14 protein-coding genes are annotated in these 19,877 nt (G+C 26.2%); all 14 read left to right on the top strand.

The window, feature by feature from the left end; genetic code table 11:
• The coding region (locus Q1J78_RS01300) for an ABC transporter permease (protein ID WP_300276187.1) at positions 1–2,498 on the top strand (2,498 nt) is incomplete at its 5' end.
• Positions 2,499–2,511: 13 nt separating this feature from the next.
• Positions 2,512–3,756 carry a radical SAM/SPASM domain-containing protein gene (locus tag Q1J78_RS01305; protein ID WP_300276189.1) on the top strand — a complete coding sequence of 415 codons (1,245 nt, stop codon included), beginning with the start codon at positions 2,512–2,514 and terminating at the stop codon, positions 3,754–3,756.
• Positions 3,757–4,032: 276 nt separating this feature from the next.
• Entirely contained in the window at positions 4,033–4,209 is a 177-nt protein-coding gene (locus Q1J78_RS01310; protein ID WP_006439175.1) for a hypothetical protein, read from the top strand.
• A 99-nt stretch (positions 4,210–4,308) separates the two neighbouring features.
• Positions 4,309–6,915 (top strand): FtsX-like permease family protein, encoded by a 2,607-nt coding sequence (locus Q1J78_RS01315; protein ID WP_300276194.1) that lies wholly within the window; start codon positions 4,309–4,311, stop codon positions 6,913–6,915.
• Between the two features lie 104 nt (positions 6,916–7,019).
• Positions 7,020–8,297, top strand: coding sequence for a radical SAM protein (locus Q1J78_RS01320; RefSeq protein ID WP_301118245.1), 1,278 nt, complete (start codon positions 7,020–7,022; stop codon positions 8,295–8,297).
• A gap of 3 nt (positions 8,298–8,300) precedes the next feature.
• Complete coding sequence (locus Q1J78_RS01325) at positions 8,301–9,347, top strand: radical SAM/SPASM domain-containing protein (RefSeq protein WP_300276199.1); 1,047 nt, start codon at positions 8,301–8,303, stop codon at positions 9,345–9,347.
• On the top strand, positions 9,348–11,105 hold the full coding sequence (locus tag Q1J78_RS01330) for an ABC transporter ATP-binding protein (RefSeq protein WP_300276201.1): 1,758 nt from the start codon (positions 9,348–9,350) through the stop codon (positions 11,103–11,105). It abuts the gene before it with no gap.
• A gap of 12 nt (positions 11,106–11,117) precedes the next feature.
• Positions 11,118–12,095: a S8 family serine peptidase gene (locus Q1J78_RS01335; RefSeq protein ID WP_300276203.1), complete on the top strand. Its 978-nt coding sequence runs from the start codon at positions 11,118–11,120 to the stop codon at positions 12,093–12,095.
• Between the two features lie 86 nt (positions 12,096–12,181).
• Positions 12,182–12,898 carry a LytR/AlgR family response regulator transcription factor gene (locus Q1J78_RS01340; protein WP_300276205.1) on the top strand — a complete coding sequence of 239 codons (717 nt, stop codon included), beginning with the start codon at positions 12,182–12,184 and terminating at the stop codon, positions 12,896–12,898.
• Entirely contained in the window at positions 12,898–14,331 is a 1,434-nt protein-coding gene (locus tag Q1J78_RS01345; protein ID WP_300276207.1) for a sensor histidine kinase, read from the top strand. The genes Q1J78_RS01340 and Q1J78_RS01345 overlap by 1 nt, the downstream gene beginning before the upstream one ends.
• 359 nt (positions 14,332–14,690) lie before the next feature.
• Positions 14,691–14,870 carry a hypothetical protein gene (locus Q1J78_RS01350; RefSeq protein ID WP_300276209.1) on the top strand — a complete coding sequence of 60 codons (180 nt, stop codon included), beginning with the start codon at positions 14,691–14,693 and terminating at the stop codon, positions 14,868–14,870.
• 78 nt (positions 14,871–14,948) lie between these two features.
• A complete protein-coding gene (locus tag Q1J78_RS01355) occupies positions 14,949–17,555 on the top strand; it encodes an ABC transporter permease (RefSeq protein ID WP_300276211.1) in 2,607 nt (868 codons plus the stop codon).
• A 132-nt stretch (positions 17,556–17,687) separates the two neighbouring features.
• A complete protein-coding gene (locus tag Q1J78_RS01360) occupies positions 17,688–18,395 on the top strand; it encodes an ABC transporter ATP-binding protein (RefSeq protein ID WP_300276213.1) in 708 nt (235 codons plus the stop codon).
• 149 nt (positions 18,396–18,544) lie between these two features.
• The gene (locus Q1J78_RS01365) at positions 18,545–19,861 is read left to right on the top strand and encodes a YopA family protein (RefSeq protein ID WP_300276215.1); all 1,317 of its coding nucleotides are present in this window, start codon (positions 18,545–18,547) and stop codon (positions 19,859–19,861) included.
• Positions 19,862–19,877: the final 16 nt, after the last annotated feature.

Raw genomic sequence — 19,877 nt, forward strand, 5'->3', positions numbered from 1 at the left:
CTATAGACATGATAGATATATCTAGAGCATATGATAAAGCAGAAGTATATAAAAGAACATATGGAGATTATCATTGCGAATATGTTGATATAAGTAAAGAAAAAATGCAAAAAGTTTCTAAAGATAAAAGAGTAGGATATAACGATAATGTACAAAATTTAGGATATTTAATAAATAAGAATAATGGAACTAGAGTTGAATTAAAATCATTTAATGGAGAAAATGATAATTCAATGAAATACTTTGACAGAAAAGGTCAGATTCTTAAAGGCAAAATCCCTAAAAATAACGACGAAATAATAATAGATGAAATAAGTGCTAAAAACTTAGGTATAGAAGGAAATCCAATAGGAAAAACTATATCTCTTGAACTTAGAAAAAGTTATACTCTTCCAAATGGAGAGGAAAAATTATATTCTGAAAATAAAACTTTCAAAGTAGTTGGTCTAGTAAAAAGAGTATATGAAGGACTTAATTCAGCAATAACCGGTGCAGAACAGGAAAGAGGGATTAGTTATACATATGGAGATTTTAATGGACAAAACATAATACCACAGGAAGCATTAACATATGATATAATACTAAGATATGCTAATGTAAAAGAAGAAAAAGCTTCAAGTTTAGTTGAAAGAGTGTCAGCCGATTATAATCTTGGAAGAATGGCATTTTATCCAAATGGAAATTATTTAGCAGCGTTAACTGATGTTACAATTGCAAAAGAATTATCAATTACAAGAACAAATAATTTAGTATTAATATTAACCGTTATACTTTTAGTATTTAATATGCTAAACATAATATGGGGGGAATATTTAAAAGAAATAAGTATGCTAAGACTTATTGGAGCAAGAAAGAGGGATATAAGATTTATGGTAATATATCAATCTTTACTACTTGCTGTAATAGGAACAACTATTGGTATTATAGCAGGAATAGGAATAACAGGAATAGGAGTTAATATACTTAAAGATAGTATTTTAGAAATAGCAAAAGTAAAACCAAAAATCCACATAGATTCAGGTGTAATAACAAAAACAATAATAACATCTGTTATGTCTATAGTATTAGCTACAATAGTTCCGGTTATAAAAATAGGAAGAGTAGGATGTATGGAAAGTATATCAAATACTTCTAAACATAAAAACAAAGCTAAACAATCAAAAATAGGTAAATTTATACAAGATAAATTTGGTATTTATAGATATATGGGAGTAAGAAACCTTTGGCTTAAAAAAACTAGAACATTAATATCAATACTTACTGTTACACTTTGTGGATATTTAATTATGTACACATTTTCAGATATGGAAAATGAAATAAATGATAAAATAAGGAGAATATACTATAAATATGATATAGAATCATCAATGGGTATAGCAAATGATCCAGAAACATATAAAATACCAGAAAATAAAATAGAAAAAATAAAAAATATGGATGCTGTGAAATTTGCAAATGCTAGATTCAATGGTGATGCAACCTTTATTGAAGATAAAAATAAAATAAATGACTACTATATAAAATACTTTGGAATAGATGGCAGTGAAAATGTTGAATATCAAAATCATCTTAGATTTTTTGAAAATGATGATATAAAGAAAGTTGTAGAGCCATATATGTTAGATAATAAGACTACAAAAGATATAGAACAAAAAACAAATGGTTATATAAATATAGCTGTATTTAATAGCTTTTATGATCCTACGACAACAAATACATATCATAAAATATATAAAAATCTAAAAGTAGGAGATATAATTACTCTTGGTGTAAAATATCATAATGGAGATAAGATAGAAAAAAGAAATGTGAAAGTCAGAGTAGGAGCTATTCTTAAAGACGATTGGCAGTCTTATGGAGATTTTCTACAACCTTCTGGATTAGAGATAATAACATCTGGTGATAATATGAAAGAACTTCTAGGATTTAAAGCATATAATAATCTTATTGTAGATTACAAGGATATAAATAATGTAGAAGAAAATAGAAAAGTAGAAAAATATGTTAGAGAAAATATACCTGCGACATTAAATATAAAACAAGGATTTTATAGTGAACAAAAGGAAGCAATGTCGCAAATATACAGAGAAAGCATTATAAATATAACTTTAGTACTTATGATTGCAGCAATAAGTATATTCTGTACAGTTAAATCTAATATTATGGAAAGAAGAAAGGAAATATTTACAATGAGAGCATTGGGAATGTCTGCTAAGGATATGAATAGTATGAATATGTATGAAGCTGTAACATACGCAGTATTAAGTATAATATCTGGAATAGCATTGGCAACATACAAACTTGTAAAATATGTTGAGTGGAACAATAATGCTTATAAAGATTTTGGAATAGAACATTTTATGGACTTTAGATTCCCTTATCCACAGGCGATAATATTCACTGTTGTTACACTAGCCACTTGTATAATAGCAGTAAAATTAGCAAATAGAGATTTTAAGAATAAAGAGATATCAGATGGTATGAGAGATATAGACTAGAGGTGTAAGTGTGATGAATAGTTATTTTTATAATAAAAAAGCAAACATAATGAAAAAAGACAACGCTGTTATAATATCTAACCAATACAGTGGGAAATGGATAAAAATTCCTCTTGTATGCTATGAAGTCATAAAAGAGTCGGTTGAAAAACAACTGGCTCTTGAAAAAATGATTGATTTATTTAGTGAAGATGATAAAGACTACTTTAGAAAAATAATAAAATCATTAGAAGATTTAGATTTAGTAACAGAAAATCAAAATGAAGAAATATATTATGGAATAGTTCCAAAAGTTTCAATAGCGATAACTAATAAATGTAACCTAAATTGTTGCTATTGCTGCAAAGAATCAAACATAAATCGGGAAGAAAGAATGAACTTGGACGAGTTAAAAAAAGTTGTAGACAATGTATTAAAACTAAAACCAATTAATCTTACAATATCAGGGGGAGAGCCACTTGTAAGAAAAGACTTTGTTGAGTTTATAGAATATATAAAATCAAAATACTACGAAAAACTCATACTAAGCACAAATGCTACGCTAATAGATGAAAAAATGGCTAAATTTATAAGTGATAATTTTTACGCAGTAGAGATTAGCCTTGATGGATACGATGAAGAAACTTGTTCAGAAATAAGGGGAAAAGGTGTATTCAACAAGGTTATGAAGGCTATTGGATATCTTAAAGATAATGGTTGCGATAAGATAAGTATATCTATGGTAATGGGGAAATACAACGAAGGATATAAACAAAAGTTTGAAGAACTAAATGAAAAAATAGGTACAAAAGCGAGAATAAGGTACTTCTGTAAATTTGGAAGAGGATTTAGTGGATGTGAAAAGTACGTTGGAAATGATGATGTATTCTACACTCCTCAAGATTTATATACTTTAGATGAAAATAGCTACGACAATATAAACACAGGGCATTGTAATGCTGGAAGAAATAGTATATTTATAGCAGATGATGGATATGTGTATTCTTGCCCAAATATAACAGAGGATAAATTTAAGACATTTAATATATTAGATATGGACTTAGAAACAGAGGAAAAATTATATAAAAAGGATTTTGAAGGATTCAAAAACTTTGAAAACTTAGATCTAAAAAATCAAACTCGTTGTAGAGATTGTTCAGTAAATGCTTTTTGTAATACTTGCCCAGCGAAAAATCGGTTACTATATGAAAATGAAAAAGCATTTGAAAAATACTGCGAATTTAATAAAAAACATTTAGAAAACATATTGTGGAAGTAGAATTTTACCATTCAGGTCGTTTTTTCTACCATTCACACCAAATCTATTGTATCTAATAATTAAAAATGTTATTTTAAAGACAAGAAGAGATAAGAAATTTAAATAAAAATTTCTTAAATTCGATATAGTAACTGAATTAAAGAAAATTGAAAATAGCAGCCTGTACACAGAATAAAATGAAAAAAGATAATAATAGAGTTTGGCAGAGGATACTATTTGAGATTCTACTTTAGTTTGGTTTTATATATAAATATTAAAACTTAGGAGGAACAAAAAATGTCTGAAGCAAAAGAAATCAAAAAAATAAAAATACAGGAAAAAATAGAATTAAAAGAGATAGAAGTGCAAGGAGATCAGTGTAAAAATAATGCTGGTGTATCTTGTAAGTATGACTGCTGTGAAGATTGTAAAACTAATGGTAAACCATCTTCATATCAATCATCAAAATATTAGATAGTAGAATATTGAAAAATAAAAATTAAATAAAAAATTATATAAAAGGGAGATTTAATTTAATCTCCCTTTTGTATAAAAAGAAAGGAGGAAAATATTGTGAAAATATATAGAAAACTATCAGCCCTATATATGAAAAAGAATAAATCAAGAACGTTAATGATGTTCATAATGGTGATAGCTACAGTTGCATTTATGATTTCTATAGATATGATTAAAGTTTCTCAAACATATAATAGAATGGAAGCCTTTAAACTAGCTTATGGTGATTATCATAGTGAGTATGTAGATATTAGCAAAGAAAAATTAGAAAAAGTAGCAAATGATAATAGAGTGGAGTACAGGGATACTGTACAAAACTTAGGTTTTTTAATAAATAAAGATAATGGAACAATAGGAGAATTAAAATCATTTGATGGAGAAAATGATAATTCTAAAAATTATTTTGATAGAAAAGCACAGGTTCTCAAAGGAGAAGAACCTAAAAATAATAATGAAATAGTATTAGATGAAGAATGTATAAAAAATTTTGGAATAGTTGGAAGTCCAATAGGGCAGACAGTATCTTTAGAGCTTAGAAAAGAATATACTCTACCTAGTGGTGAGAAAAAATTATACTTAGAAAATAAAAAGTTTAAGGTAGTTGGAATAGTAAAAAGAACTTACAAAGATATAAAAAATATGAGTAGTACTGATACTGGTGCTGAACAAAAGAGAGGTATAGCTTATACATATGGAGATTTTAATGGACAGAGCATAATACCAAAAGAAGCATTGACATATGATATAATACTTAAATTTAAAGGAAATGAACTAGTTGCTAGCAATAAAATGGAGCAATTAGTAAATGATTATAGCTTAGGAAGAATGACTATAAATCCAAATTCAAATTATTTATCAGAATTACTTTCTATAAAAGATTTAAAAAGTGTAAAAGAGATAAATCCAAATAATATAGTTTTAATAATAACAGTTATACTTTTAGTATTTAATATGATGAATATAATATGGGGTGAGTATCTTAGAGAGATAAGTATGCTAAGACTTATTGGAGCAAGAAAAAGGGATATAAGATTTATGGTTGTTTATCAATCTGTACTTCTTGCTGTATTTGGAACAATTATAGGAATTGTATTGGGACTTGGTATAACAAAATTAGGATTAGTTTCGTTTAAAGATGAAGTATTAGATGCAGTAGGAATTAGTCCTAGTATACATATTGATCAAGATGTAATTATGAAAACTATAAAGGTAGCAGTGTCAGCTATAGTATTAGCTACAATAGTTCCAGTTATAAAAATTGGTAAAATAGGTTGTATGGAAGCTATATCTAATGCTGCAAAGCACAAAAAAAGAGAAAAACAATCTAAAATAGGTAAGCTTATTCAAGATAAATTTGGAATATTTAGATATATGGGAATTAGAAATCTTTGGATTAAAAAGACAAGAACTTTTGTATCAATACTTACAATAACACTTTGTGGATATTTAATAATATATACTTTTTCTGGTATGCAAAATGAAGTAAATGATAAAATAAGAAGAATATACTATAAAAATGATATAACAGTATGTGGTGGAATTGCAAACGATGAAGAAATATTTAAAATAGATGATAATAAAATAGATAAAATAAAAAATATGCAAGGTGTAAAATCAGTTAAAAGCACATATGAAGATACATCAACATTTGTGACAGATAAGAAAAATATTGAAAAAGCATTTATAGGCTATTACGGTTTAGAAGGTGATGGAAAAATAGAAACTGAAAATTATCTTAGATTTTATGATAATGAAGATTTAAAAAAATATGTTGAACCATATATGCTAGATGGAAAAACTTCTAAAGAGTTAGAAACAAAAACTGATGGATATATAAATGTGGCTGTGTACAATAGTTTTTATGATATGATGAAAACTCATACTCAGAAAAAGATATTTAAAGATTTAAAACAAGGGGATATAATCAACCTAAATGTAAAGTATCATAATGGTGATAAAATAGAAAAAAGAAGTGTAAAGGTTAGAGTGGCAGCTATTATCAAGGCAGATTGGCAAGCTTACGGAGATATAATAAGACCATACAAGTTTGAGGTTATAACATCTGAAGATAATATGAAAGAACTTTTAGGATTTAAGGCATATAATAATCTTGCTGTGGACTATAAAGACATGGAGAATATAGAAGCAAATAGCAAAGTAGAAGAATATGTAACACAAAATATACCTGGAAGCATAACTTTAAAAACAGGTTTTGTAAATACTCAAAATCAAGAAATGAAAAATATATTCAGAGAAAGTGTTATAAATATAACGTTAGTGCTTATGATTGCAGCGATAAGTATATTCTGTACAGTTAAATCAAACCTTATGGAAAGAAGAAAAGAGATATTTACAATGAGAGCTTTGGGAATGTCTGCTAAGGATATGAATAGAATGAATATGTGGGAATCAATGACGTATGCTGTTTTAAGTGTAATATCTGGAATAGCATTAGCTACATATGAACTTTTCAAATTTGTTGAGTGGAATAATAACGCATATACAAACTTTGGAATAGAGCATTTTATGGACTTTACATTCCCATATCCACAAGCGATAATATTTGCAGTTGTTACATTAGCTACTTGTATAATAGCTGTAAAACTAGCAAATAGAGATTTTAAGAATAAAGAAATAGCAGATGGTATGAGAGATATAGACTAGAACAATAAAAGCTAAAAATAATAATCTATGGGGATAGTTTTACTATACCCATAGATTAAATAAAAATTATAAAGAAGGTGATTACTTTGAAGTTTACAAAGGAAATGATTAAGTTTAAAGATGAAGAATTGATAATAAGAGAAAGAAACAAAAGAGTACTTATGTACAACACAAGATTTAAAAGACATATAATTCAAAGTAAAGAAGTATACTCATATATAAAAAAGGCAGAAGAAATGGGACTTACAATAGAAGAATTTATTGATATGTTTGAAGGTTCAGATAAGGAATATATGAAAGAACTTATGATAAATATTGGAAAAGCAGGTATACTTGAATTATCAATAAGTGAAGATTTTTATAAAAATATGAATAATAGATTTAAAGCTATATATTTGGCAGCAACTCATAAGTGTAATTTGGCTTGTAAGCATTGTTGTACAAATTGTAATTCCACTGAAAAAGATATACTAAGTACAGAAGATGTAAAATCAATAATGGATTTTGTAGCTGAAATAGAACCCTATGAGTTTATAGTAACAGGTGGAGAGCCTATGATAAGAAGCGATTTTGAAGAGTGTGTTCATTACTTTAAAGAAAAAGACTGTACAACAGAACTAGTTCTTTCTACAAATGCAACTCTTATAGATGAATCTAATGTAGACTTTATAGTAAATCATTTTAATAGAGTAGAAATAAGTATAGATGGAGTAGATGAAGAAACTTGTGGATTAATTAGGGGAAGAGGAGTATTCAATAAAATAATGAGAGCTATAGTATTACTTCATACTAGAGGATTTAGAAATATAAGAACGTCTATGGTTGTTGGAGATAAAAATAAACACCTTGAAGAAAAGTTTTATGATTTAAATAAAAGGATAGGAACAAAAGGAATGATCAGATGTTTTGAGCCTGAAGGTAGAGGAGTAGAAAATGCTTCATACTTTATATCAGAGGAAACTATACTTCCATTTGAACTTACAGAATTAGATAAATTAAGTTTTGAAAAAGATAAAGATAATCTAAAATCATGTTCTTGTGATATGTATAAGTCAAAAATGTTTATCGATTATGATGGAAATATGTATCCATGTCAATCCTTGATAAAACCAAAGTATTCCTATGGAAGTGCTTTAGATAAAGATACTAGAATGAGTGTGCTTGATTTCGATTATGATTTATCTGATAGTAAACTATCAGATAGACTACAAAATATAATGCCATATAATTTTGAAAAATGTAAGGATTGCGATGTAAATGTGTTTTGCTTTTTCTGTCCTGCACTAGTAGATAAGTTGTTAGATAATGAAGATTGTCCTGACTACAAAAAATGGTGTTCTATAATGAAACCACAATTAGATAGAATAGTATGGGGGGAATAAAATATGAAATTTACAATAGTAATGACTGATGACTGTAATCTTAGATGTAGCTACTGTTATGAAGGCGGTTGTAAACCTAAAAAATATATGAACAAAGAAACAGCAGATAAATGTATAGAGTTTATAAAAGAAAAACTAAAAGAAGAAGAAGTTGATAAAAGACCACTATGGATAACACTTCATGGTGGTGAACCTCTTTTAAATTTTGATATAGTAAAATATATTAAAAATAAATTGGATGATGAAATAGTAGATAGAAAAATAATATATGATATGACTACAAATGGAACAATAATGAACGATGAAATACTAGAGTTCATAAAAAATGATTTAACAGAGGTATCTATAAGTTTAGATGGTACTAAAGAATCACATAATGCAAATAGAATATTTCCAGACGGAAGTGGATCATATGATATAGTTATGAAAAATATAAAAAAACTACAAGAAGAAAATATACCTATTAGATGTAGGATGACATTTAACCAATATAATGTAGATAAAATGTATGAAAGTATTGAAAGTGTATCAAAACTTGGATTTAGATATCTTGCAACTGCTGTAGATATTATGTCTGAGTGGAGCGAGGAAAAAGCTGAAGTATATAAAGAACAGAGAATGAAGCTTATAGATTTTCATTTAAAAAATCCAGAAGTAAATTTAGGTATGACAGATTTAAAGCTTTTAAATGTTAAGCGAGGGGATTGTTTTGGTGGTATATGCACATTTTGCATAGATACAGATGGAACAATTTATCCGTGTACATTTGCAATAGGTAAAAAAGACTATGAAATAGGAAATATATATAATGAAAATCCTTTAGATAAAAATAAATTAAAAGAAGTTGTAAATGAGAATTTTAGAGATTTTGAAGAATGTTCAGGTTGTACAAGAAAAGAATACTGTACTGCTGTGAGATGTAGAATAGTTAATAAACTTAGTACAGGTAGTTATTCAGAAGTACCATATATGGCTTGTGTTGATGAACATATGAACTTTAAAACAACTAAAAAACTTTTGGAACTTGGTGAAAGAGGTAGGGATTTATAAATGGAAAAGTCAAATATATCCAAAAGAAAAAGTCCTGTAAAAAGGTTTATAAAATTTGTAGTAAATCATAATAAGGTGAGTATTTTTACTGCAATGATAATGGTGATATTTATAACATTGATAGACCTTGTTCTACCGATGATGACAAAAAATATGGTAGATAAAGGTATAACAGGAAAAAATCTTGAATTACTATTAAAAATAATCGTTGCCTATTCTGTAATGTCAGTTTTAGCCAGAATTTTAAATTTGGTACTAGGCTATATATATGCAACTATGAGAAATAGGGTGGCTGTAAAGTTTAGATTGAAGGTATTAGATCATTTGTCGAAGTTATCTGGAAAGTTCTATACAGAGAATAAAACTGGAAATCTTATGTCTATAGTACAATCTGATATAGATATAATAGAAAATATAGATGCGGAACTTGTATTTTCTATTATTAAAAATTCAATAACAGCGATTATTTCTCTCTACTTAATGTTCAGACTACAGTCTGTTCTTTTTGTAGTTGTTGTAATTATACAAATATTACTTGTAACAACACAGAGATATTTTACAAAAAATATACATTCTAACGTGAGTATGTTTAGAGATGAATATGGTGATACAAGCAATGTAGTGCAAGAATATGTTTATAATATAATGAATGTTATAATATCCAAATCAAAGAGGTTTTTTATATCACAATTTATAAAAGGTCAGAGAGGACTTATAAATAAAGATATAAAAATTGATGTTCTTATGAGTGGAAATATGTGTGTTGCAAATATATTTAATCTTATGATGAGTATGGCTATATATGGATATGGTGGATATATGATAATAAATGGAGATTTTACATTAGGTTCATTGATAGCATTTCAAAATTATGCAGGAATGTTAATAGGGCCATGCATAAGTATTGTAAATGCAAATAATAGAATACAACAAGCTAAAGTTTCTATAGAAAGGGTATATTCTATATTAGATGAAGAGCCTGTTATAGATGAAGATCAAAATATGCTAGAAGGACTAAGAGCAGATAATATTAAAGAAATATCTGTTGAAAATGTAAAGTTTGGATATGAAAATGATGAATCTGAAAAGAAATATATCTTAAATAATGTATCTATGAAATTTGAAAGAGGAGATATTTCAGCTATTGTTGGAGAGAGTGGATGTGGAAAGTCAACTCTTTCAAAGATTATGTATAGACTTTGGGATGTTGATGATGGAAGCATTAAAATTGATGGAAGAGATATAAGAAATATAAATATTATGTCTTTGAGAAAAAGTATTTCTATAGTTAGCCAAGATATAGTTATATTTGATAGTTCAATAAAAAATAATATATCCTTAGGGAAAAAAATATCAGAAGAAGAGATATTGAGAGTATGTAACTTAGTAGGGTTAGATGATTTTATTTTTTCTCTTGACGATGGTTTAGATACAGAAATAGGAGAAAAAGGAATTAAAATATCTGGAGGACAAAAACAAAGAATTTCTATAGCTAGAGCTATGTTATGCGATAGTCCTATTATTATATTTGATGAAGCTACATCAGCCTTAGATAATGTATCTCAATATATAATAATGGAGAATATAAAGAAAAATTTAGCAGATAGAATAGTAATAGTGATAGCACATAGATTATCTACTATAAAAGATGTAAATAAAATATTGGTAATGTCAAATGGTAAAATAGTAGAATCGGGAAATCACAAAGAACTTATATCTAAAAAGGGAATTTACTATAAATTATATAGAAATGAATAAAGGGGTAGTTCTATGGAAAATATAAAAATTGCTGTCTTAGACACTGGAATAGATACAGAAGATAAAGATATAAAAGATAGATATGTATATGATAAAGAATTACAAGTTGAAGGTATAGATAATATAGATGATGTAATAGGACATGGAACATTATGTGCAAAGACTATACTAGAAAGATGTCCAGAAGCAATAATATATCCTATTAAGATATTTAATGATGAAGGAGTGACTGAAGTATCAAAGCTTATATTAGCTTTAAAAAATCTTGTTGGCAAAAATATAGATATAATAAATATATCAGCATCTATGATAAAAGAAAATAAATTGTACGATTTAAGAAATGTGTGTGATATACTTAGAATTGAAGGGAAAATATTATTGTCTTCTAAACACAAGAACGCAAGAAATATAAAAAGCTATCCAGCATCATTTGATTCTGTAATAGGAGTAAAAGGGTGTAAACGAATTTGCAAAGATGATGATTACATATATGATAGTAAAAGAGAAAATCAGATGTATGCTAATGGAAGAGATAGATTATATAAATTTAAAGATAGTGTAACTGCATTTGGAAAGAACAGTAGAGCATCTGCATTAGCTGCTGGGATAATAGCAGAAATAATGTATAAAGAAAATACAAAAGATATTTATAAAATTGTACAAATTTTAAAAAGCAAGTCAAATATATCTGAAACATACAAAGAAAGAAGATACAAATATAAAAAAGAATATGTGTATGATACTATTGTTAGAAAGATTGTTGATATTTTGAATGAAAATTTTGCAGATGGACGAATAAATATAGAATTTCTTGAAAAAAATAGTTTGATTAATAATATGACAGGGTTGTATGGAGATAATGCGTATGATTTTGTTTGTATGCTAAATAAAGAATTTGGCATAAATATAAATTATGAGAATTTGTACTTGTACGAAATAGAAAATTTGTACATTTTGAGCCATATTGTTCATAAAGAACTAGATAAATAATAGTAAAGAATGAGGAGAGTATTTATGTCTAAAATATAAAGAATAGATACTCTCTTTTTAATTAGTTAATACAAAGGGAGGAAAAAATGATAACAATAGGAATATGTGATGATGAGTTAGATGTTAGAGTGGATATAAAAAACTCTATAATAAATACAATGATAAATGGAGATATTGAATATCAAGTTAAAGAGTTTAGTAATGGTGAAGATGTTATAAAATATATAGAATTAGACAATGAAATAGATATACTATTTTTAGATATACAAATGGATGGTTTAGATGGTATGGAAACCGCTCATAAACTAAGAAAATATGATAAAACAACTGAGATAATATTTGTAACATCAATAGGAGAAAAAATAAGTGAAGCTTTTGAGGTGAGAGCATTTAGATTTATAAAAAAACCAATACAACATGAAGTTATAGAAAAAAATATAAAAGAGTGTGTAGTAGAAGTAGCTAGAAAAAGAGGCTGCTTTTTAAAAATAAAGACCGATAATGGATTTAAGAAAGTATATAGTAGAGATCTATTATATATAGAAGCAATTAATAAAAAAATAAAACTATGCACAAAAGAGGGAGATTTAGAATGTAGAGGTAACTTAAATGATATTGTATCTAACTTTGAAAAACAACTATTTATACAATGTCATAGGAGTTATATTGTAAATATGATATATATTGAAGAGATTTGTAATAAGGATATAATTATGGAAAATGGAGCTAGAATACCTATTAGTAGAAATAAATATAAAGAAGTAGTGGATAGATACTTCTGGTCGATAGGAGAGGATATATAATGGATGTGTTAATTGGTGAGTGTATTAATTTGATTTGTATAATATTATCGATATCTATATTAAACTGGGTAGTGGGATATAGGAAATATAGCGATATAGATTTTTTAAAAAATATAGTTATTCAGGCGACAATAATAATAGTATTGTATATTGCATCAAGATATATCAGTTTATGGAATATAGCTATTTTAGATAATAATATACATCAAAATTCTACAATAGCTTTCAATTTAATAGAGCTTATTAAAGGAAAGAGAATATCTAATGAAAAAGCAATTTGGATTATAAGTAATATAATTATAATGATAGGAATTATTTATATATATTCAAAAGTATATAAATTAGAATGGAAAAAGTTTGCTTTTTTATATATACTAACAGGACAATATATAAGTATGATTGAGAACGATTTTTTATCAAGATTTTTATTTACATTTGAAAATAGAGTAAGTATATCGAGTCCACTTTCTTTTAAATTTGAATTGCATGACTGGAATATATTTAATATAAAAATAATAATTATAACAACAATAATTTGGATAAGTGTAATAATATTAGAAAAATTAATAGATAGACTTTTAAAGAATAAAATTTATAGATATTCAATAAATATAATTATGCTAAATTTTGTTTACATAGTATTAATGCAATATGTAATAAAGACAGAAAGATATGGATTAGATCGTTCAGAACTGTATATTATTATTACAAAAATAATACCTATGTTTACTATAATATCTACAGTAATAATTCTTTATATAATTTTTGAGCTAAAAAAACAAAGTGAAGAAAAAATTAAAGAAAAAGAAATGTATACAAAACTTGAGTCTAAAAATGAATATTATGAAAAACTAGAAAAATCTCAAGAAGAAATTAGACAACTATATCATGATATGAACAATCATCTTTATGCTATAAAAAATATGAATAAAAATAAATCTGATTCTTTAGAGTATATAGAAAGTATACAAAATGAATTAAATAAAGCTAATAAAATCAAAGCAAGTGGAAATGCTATTTTTGATATAATTATAGATGAAAAAATGAAGATTTGTGAGAACAAAGGAATAGATTTTATTTTAGATGTAGACTCTAAAAATACAGGATTTATAGAAAATATAGATATGTCTAGTATTTTAGGAAATATATTGGATAATGCAATAGAAGCCTGTGATAAAATTGAAAATAGTAGAAAGTATATAAATTTAAAATCTATGTGGGTGAAAAATATGTTTGTTTTTATATGTGAAAATAGTAAAGAAAATGATGTTGAAAAAGTAGAAGGACGATATATTACAAGTAAAAATGATAAATCAAAACATGGTATAGGGATAAAAAGTGTTGAATATTCTGTAAAGAAATATAATGGAAAAATGAATATATTTTGTGATAAAAATGTATTCAAAATAAAGGTGGTTATCCCAGAAAATTAGGTTCATAAGATGTGTAAATAAAAAGAGTATTTGTATTAAAGTATTGGTATGAATGCTCTTATTTTTTTGTTTTAATCTTGTAAAGATAAAAAAATATTACCATTCACTCCATATTTAATACCACTCGTCAAAATCTATTGTTTATAAATTTTTAAAATGTTATTTTATAATCAAGAAAAGGAAATTTAAAAGACAATTAACTAAGATATATTAACTGAATTAAAAAAATTGATAATAGCAGCCTGTACATAGAATAAAAGATGGAAGCATAGTGAATAAGATTTGGCAGAGGACTCTATTTGAAGTTATATTTTAATTTGGTTCTATATATAAAATATAAAAATTAGGAGGACGAACAAATGAGAAAAGAAGAAAAATTAGTAAAAGGTGGAAAAATAAAAATAGAGGAAAAAATAGAATTAAAAGAAATAGAAATGCAAGGAGATCCTTGTAAAAACAATACTGGTAAAGATTGCAAATACGATTGTTGCAAGGATTGTCATAATCACACTACATCTTGGCAAAGTCCAAAATATTAAAGTTATATAGTGAATAAAAGGGAATTATTATTTAATTCCCTTTTATTCAGATATTTAGATTGAAAGGAGAAATATATTATGAAAATATACAGAAAATTATCTTCTTTATATATGAAAAAGAATAAATCAAGAACATTAATGATGTTCATAATGGTAATAGCTACAGTTGCATTTATGATTTCTATGGATATGCTTGAAATATCTAGAGTATATAATAAAATGGAAGCATTTAAAAAGTCTTATGGAGATTATCATTGTGAGTATGTAAATATTAGTAAAGAAAAATTAGAAAAAGTAGAAAATGATAATAGAGTAGGATACAGGGACAATGTACAAAACTTAGGATTTTTAATAAATAAAGAAAATGGAACAAAAGTAGAATTAAAATCATTTAATGGAGAAAATGATAATCCTATGAATTTCTTTGATAGAAAGGCACAGGTGTTGGAAGGAAGAAAACCTAAAAATAACGACGAAATAGTATTGGATGAAGAAAGTGCTAAGAATTTAGGAGTATCAGGTAACCCAATAGGAAAGACAATATCTTTTGAGCTTAGAAAAGAATACACTTTACCAAGTGGTGCGAAAAAGTTATATTCAGAAAATAAGGGTTTTAAAGTAGTTGGAACAGTAAAAAGAGTGTATAAAGAAGGAAAAAATATAAGTAGCTCAATTATAGGTGCTGAGCAAAAGAGAGGAATTTCTTATACATATGGAGATTTTAATGGACAAAGTATAATCCCTAAGGAAGCATTAACATATGATATAATACTTAGATTTAAAGGAAATGAACTAGCTGCTAATAATAAAGTAGAGAAACTAGTAAATGATTACAATCTTGGAAGACTAACAATAAATGCAAATGCAAATTATTTATCAGAATTATTTACTATTAATGATTTAAAAAGTGTAAAAGATATAAATCCAAATAATATAGTTTTGATAATAACAGTTATTCTTTTAGTATTTAATATGATGAATATAATATGGAGTGAATATCTTAGAGAAATAAGTATGTTAAGACTTATTGGAGCAAGAAAAAGGGATATAAGATTTATGGTAATATATCAGTCTGTACTTCTTGCAGTATTTGGAACAATTATAGGAATTGTATTAGGATTTGGTATAACAAAATTAGGATTAGTTATAGTTAAAGATCCTTTATTGAACGAGATAGGAATCAGCCCTAATATACACTTTGATAAAGATGTAATTATGAAAACAGCAAATATATCTATATTGGCAATAGTTTTAGCTACAATAATTCCGGTTATTAGAATTGGTAGAGTAGGATGTATGGAAGCTATATCTAACTCTACAAAACACAAAAAAAGAGAAAAACAATCTAAAATAGGTAAGTTTATTCAAGATAAATTTGGAATATTTAGATATATGGGAATTAGAAATCTTTGGATTAAAAAGACTAGAACTCTTGTATCAATACTTACAATAACACTTTGTGGATATTTAATAATGTATACTTTTTCTAGTATAGAAGAAGAGGTAAACGATAAGATAAAAACAATATATTATAAATATGATGTAGAAACTTCTATAGGTATAGCAAATGACTCAGAAACATACAAAATACCAGATGAAAAAGTAGAAAAAATAAGAAAGATGGATGGAGTAAAATTAGTAAATCCATCGTATAATGCAACATCTACATTTGTAGCAGATAAGAAAAATGTTGAAAAGGCATTTATAGATTATTACGGTTTAGAAGGTGACAAAAAAGTAGAATGTGAAAATCATCTTAGATTTTATAGTAGTCAAGGATTAAAGAAATGTGTTGAACCATATATGCTAGATGGGAAAACTTCTAAAGAATTAGAAACAAAAACTGATGGATATATAAATGTGGCTGTTTACAATGGTTTTTATGATATGATAAAAACTGATACTCTGAAAAAGATATTTAAAGACTTGAAACAAGGTGATATAATCGATGTTGGTATAAAATACCATAATGGAGATAAAATAGAAAAGAAAAATGTAAAAGTAAGGGTAGCAGCTATTTTAAAATCTGATTGGATGTCTTATGGTGATGGGCTAATGCCACATAAATTTGAGATTATAACATCTGAAGATAATATGAAAGAACTTTTAGGATTTAAAGCATACAACAACTTAACTGTAGATTATGAAAGTCTTGAAAATGAAAAAGCAAATCGTAAAGTAGAAGAGTATATAATACAAAATATACCAGGAAGTATATCTTTGAAGGTAGGTTTTGCTAATAGGCAAAATCAAGAAAAGAAAAATATATTTAGAGAAAGCATCATAAATATAACTTTAGTGCTTATGATTGCAGCTATAAGTATATTCTGTACAGTTAAATCAAATCTTATGGAAAGAAGAAAAGAGATATTTACAATGAGAGCATTGGGAATGTCTGATAAGGATATGAATAGAATGAATATGTTTGAAGCTGTAACCTATGCAGTATTAAGTATAATATCTGGAATAGCCTTATCAACATACAAACTTGTAAAATATGTAGAGTGGAACAACAACGCATATACAAACTTTGGAATAGAGCATTTTATGGACTTTACATTCCCATATCCACAAGCGATAATATTCTCAGTTGTTACACTAGCTACTTGTATAATAGCTGTAAAACTAGCAAATAGAGATTTTAAGAATAAAGAAATATCAGATGGTATGAGAGATATAGATTAAAATATACCATTCAGGACGTTTTTTCTACCATTCATACCAAATATATTGTTTTTTAATATTTAAAATGTTATTTTTAAGATAATAAAATATATAATAATATATTAATTTCTTACATAGAAAGGAAGATATAATATGAAAACAGAAAAAATAGAATTAGTAGAAAGTTTAGAAGTTTGTGATTTAAAAAAATACTATGGTAAAGGAGAAAGTCTTGTAAAAGCTGTAGATGGAATTAGTTTAAAAATAGAAGATGGAAAATTTACTTCTATTATAGGGACTTCAGGATCTGGTAAGAGTACACTTCTTCATTGTATGGCTGGATTAGATAAACCAACAAGTGGAAATGTAAAACTTGGAAGACATAATTTATATGATTATAGTGATAATGAATTATCAAAGATAAGACGTAAAAAATTTGGTTTTATATTCCAAAGTTTTAACCTTATACCAGTAATAAATGTATATGATAATATTGTGCTTCCTATACTTTTAGATGGTGGAAAAGAAGATAAAGAATATATAAATAGTATAATAAAAGCTGTAGGACTTTCAAATCAAATAAAAAAATATCCAAATGAATTATCAGGAGGACAACAGCAAAGAGTTGCAATAGCAAGAGCTCTTTCAAATAAACCAGCTATAATCTTTGCAGATGAACCAACAGGAAATCTAGATTCAAAAACTACTAAAGAAGTCATGGAACTTTTGAGTAAAACTGTAAAAGATTTTAGACGGACACTAGTAATGATAACACATAACCAAGAAATAGCCGAAACTGCTGATAGAATAATAACTATAAGTGATGGAAAAATAATAAGCGATTCGGATGAAGTTAAATAAATATTTTATTACATTAATTCTTAATAGAGTTATTACAAAATTTTGTAATAGCTCTATTTTTTTACTTATACTTTTAAATTTATAAATCTATTGGAATAAGAAAAAATATAATATATAATAAATAAAGATAAATTTAAAGGAGGTGTAGAATGAAATCAGTTAGTAATGCAATACTTTCCCCTAATATGAATTACAGTATAAATGAAGATATTGTAGTATACGATGGAAGATTTTGTGTATATTTAGATAAAAAATATAAATGTAAGGGAAAGATATTTTTAAAACCGTCTTCACCATCAATAATAACTTTTAAGGCAAAAATATTATCTATTGCAGAAGATAGAGATTCTAGCTATAGTTTAGATGATGCAATATTAGAAATTCATGGGTATAAATTATCCTCAGCAACAATAAGAAGAATAAATGAGTCAACTGTGGAGGGGTATATAAACAATGATTGTATAAAATCTAAAAACTCGTATGTGAGTTATGTAGATTTTGATTTATTGAATATAGATAAAATACCAGGAAAATTGATAAAAAATAAAGAAAAAGTCTTTGCAGGAAGATTGGAATTTGAACTTAATGGATATTTAATTACAATAGATAAAAGATATGATTATAGAAAAGAATTTTATGAGGAACTAATAGAAAGGTCTGGAACAGTTACTACTCATGTTGGGAGAATAAAAAAGAAAGATGGAACATTATTTAAAACAAATAATATAATACAACTTTTGGATAGAATATGTATAGCATTTAGTTTTGCTTGTGGTAGATACATTTCTTTTTCTGCTATACGAGGTTATCAAGATGAAAATGAGGTATACAGAGCTTGGAATAGTGGAATGGTAACACCATTTACTTTTTTGCCAACTTGGACAGATACACTTACAAATTATAGAAATTATGAAAAATATCTCTCTCTTATGTGTAGAAGATTGGAAGATTTTTATTATGGACCTGCTATAAAAAATGCAGTGGATTGGTATATAGAATCTTTGAATAATTTAACTATGGACAATGATATAATATCTGTTCAAATAGCTTTAGAATCATTATCATATGTTGTATTGGTAGAAAAAACTAAAACATTAACAGACACAGATTTTGACAAGAATTCTGCTTCAAAAAATATAAAAATGTTACTTCAAATTTGTAATATTCCTTATGGAGGAAAAGAAATGGATATATTTGATGATGATATAAAAAATGAATTTTCCGATGGAATAGATTTAATAAGTTATTATAGAAATAAAATAGTACACCCAAGTAAAAGAAGAAATAAGATATTTTTATCAAATGAAGATATTTGGAATATATTAGTAATAGGAATACATTATATAGAATTAGCTATATTATATATAATCGGATATAAGGGAGAATATTCAAATAGATTAAAAGATAGATCTTTTGGGGAAGTAGAAGTTGTTCCTTGGAATAATGTAAGTAACAATTATAAATAGTATAATTATATTAGTA

Origin of the sequence: Peptacetobacter sp., from assembly GCF_029264495.1 — a bacterium.
GTDB lineage: Bacteria > Bacillota > Clostridia > Peptostreptococcales > Peptostreptococcaceae > Peptacetobacter.

Coding starts and splice junctions, on each gene's coding strand:
- Q1J78_RS01305 (WP_300276189.1), top strand. CDS start 2,512: ATGAATAGTTATTTTTATAATAAAAAAGCAAACATAATGAAAAAAGAC.
- Q1J78_RS01360 (WP_300276213.1), top strand. CDS start 17,688: ATGAAAACAGAAAAAATAGAATTAGTAGAAAGTTTAGAAGTTTGTGAT.
- Q1J78_RS01325 (WP_300276199.1), top strand. CDS start 8,301: ATGAAATTTACAATAGTAATGACTGATGACTGTAATCTTAGATGTAGC.
- Q1J78_RS01330 (WP_300276201.1), top strand. CDS start 9,348: ATGGAAAAGTCAAATATATCCAAAAGAAAAAGTCCTGTAAAAAGGTTT.
- Q1J78_RS01310 (WP_006439175.1), top strand. CDS start 4,033: ATGTCTGAAGCAAAAGAAATCAAAAAAATAAAAATACAGGAAAAAATA.
- Q1J78_RS01320 (WP_301118245.1), top strand. CDS start 7,020: ATGATTAAGTTTAAAGATGAAGAATTGATAATAAGAGAAAGAAACAAA.
- Q1J78_RS01350 (WP_300276209.1), top strand. CDS start 14,691: ATGAGAAAAGAAGAAAAATTAGTAAAAGGTGGAAAAATAAAAATAGAG.
- Q1J78_RS01355 (WP_300276211.1), top strand. CDS start 14,949: ATGAAAATATACAGAAAATTATCTTCTTTATATATGAAAAAGAATAAA.
- Q1J78_RS01335 (WP_300276203.1), top strand. CDS start 11,118: ATGGAAAATATAAAAATTGCTGTCTTAGACACTGGAATAGATACAGAA.
- Q1J78_RS01365 (WP_300276215.1), top strand. CDS start 18,545: ATGAAATCAGTTAGTAATGCAATACTTTCCCCTAATATGAATTACAGT.
- Q1J78_RS01345 (WP_300276207.1), top strand. CDS start 12,898: ATGGATGTGTTAATTGGTGAGTGTATTAATTTGATTTGTATAATATTA.
- Q1J78_RS01340 (WP_300276205.1), top strand. CDS start 12,182: ATGATAACAATAGGAATATGTGATGATGAGTTAGATGTTAGAGTGGAT.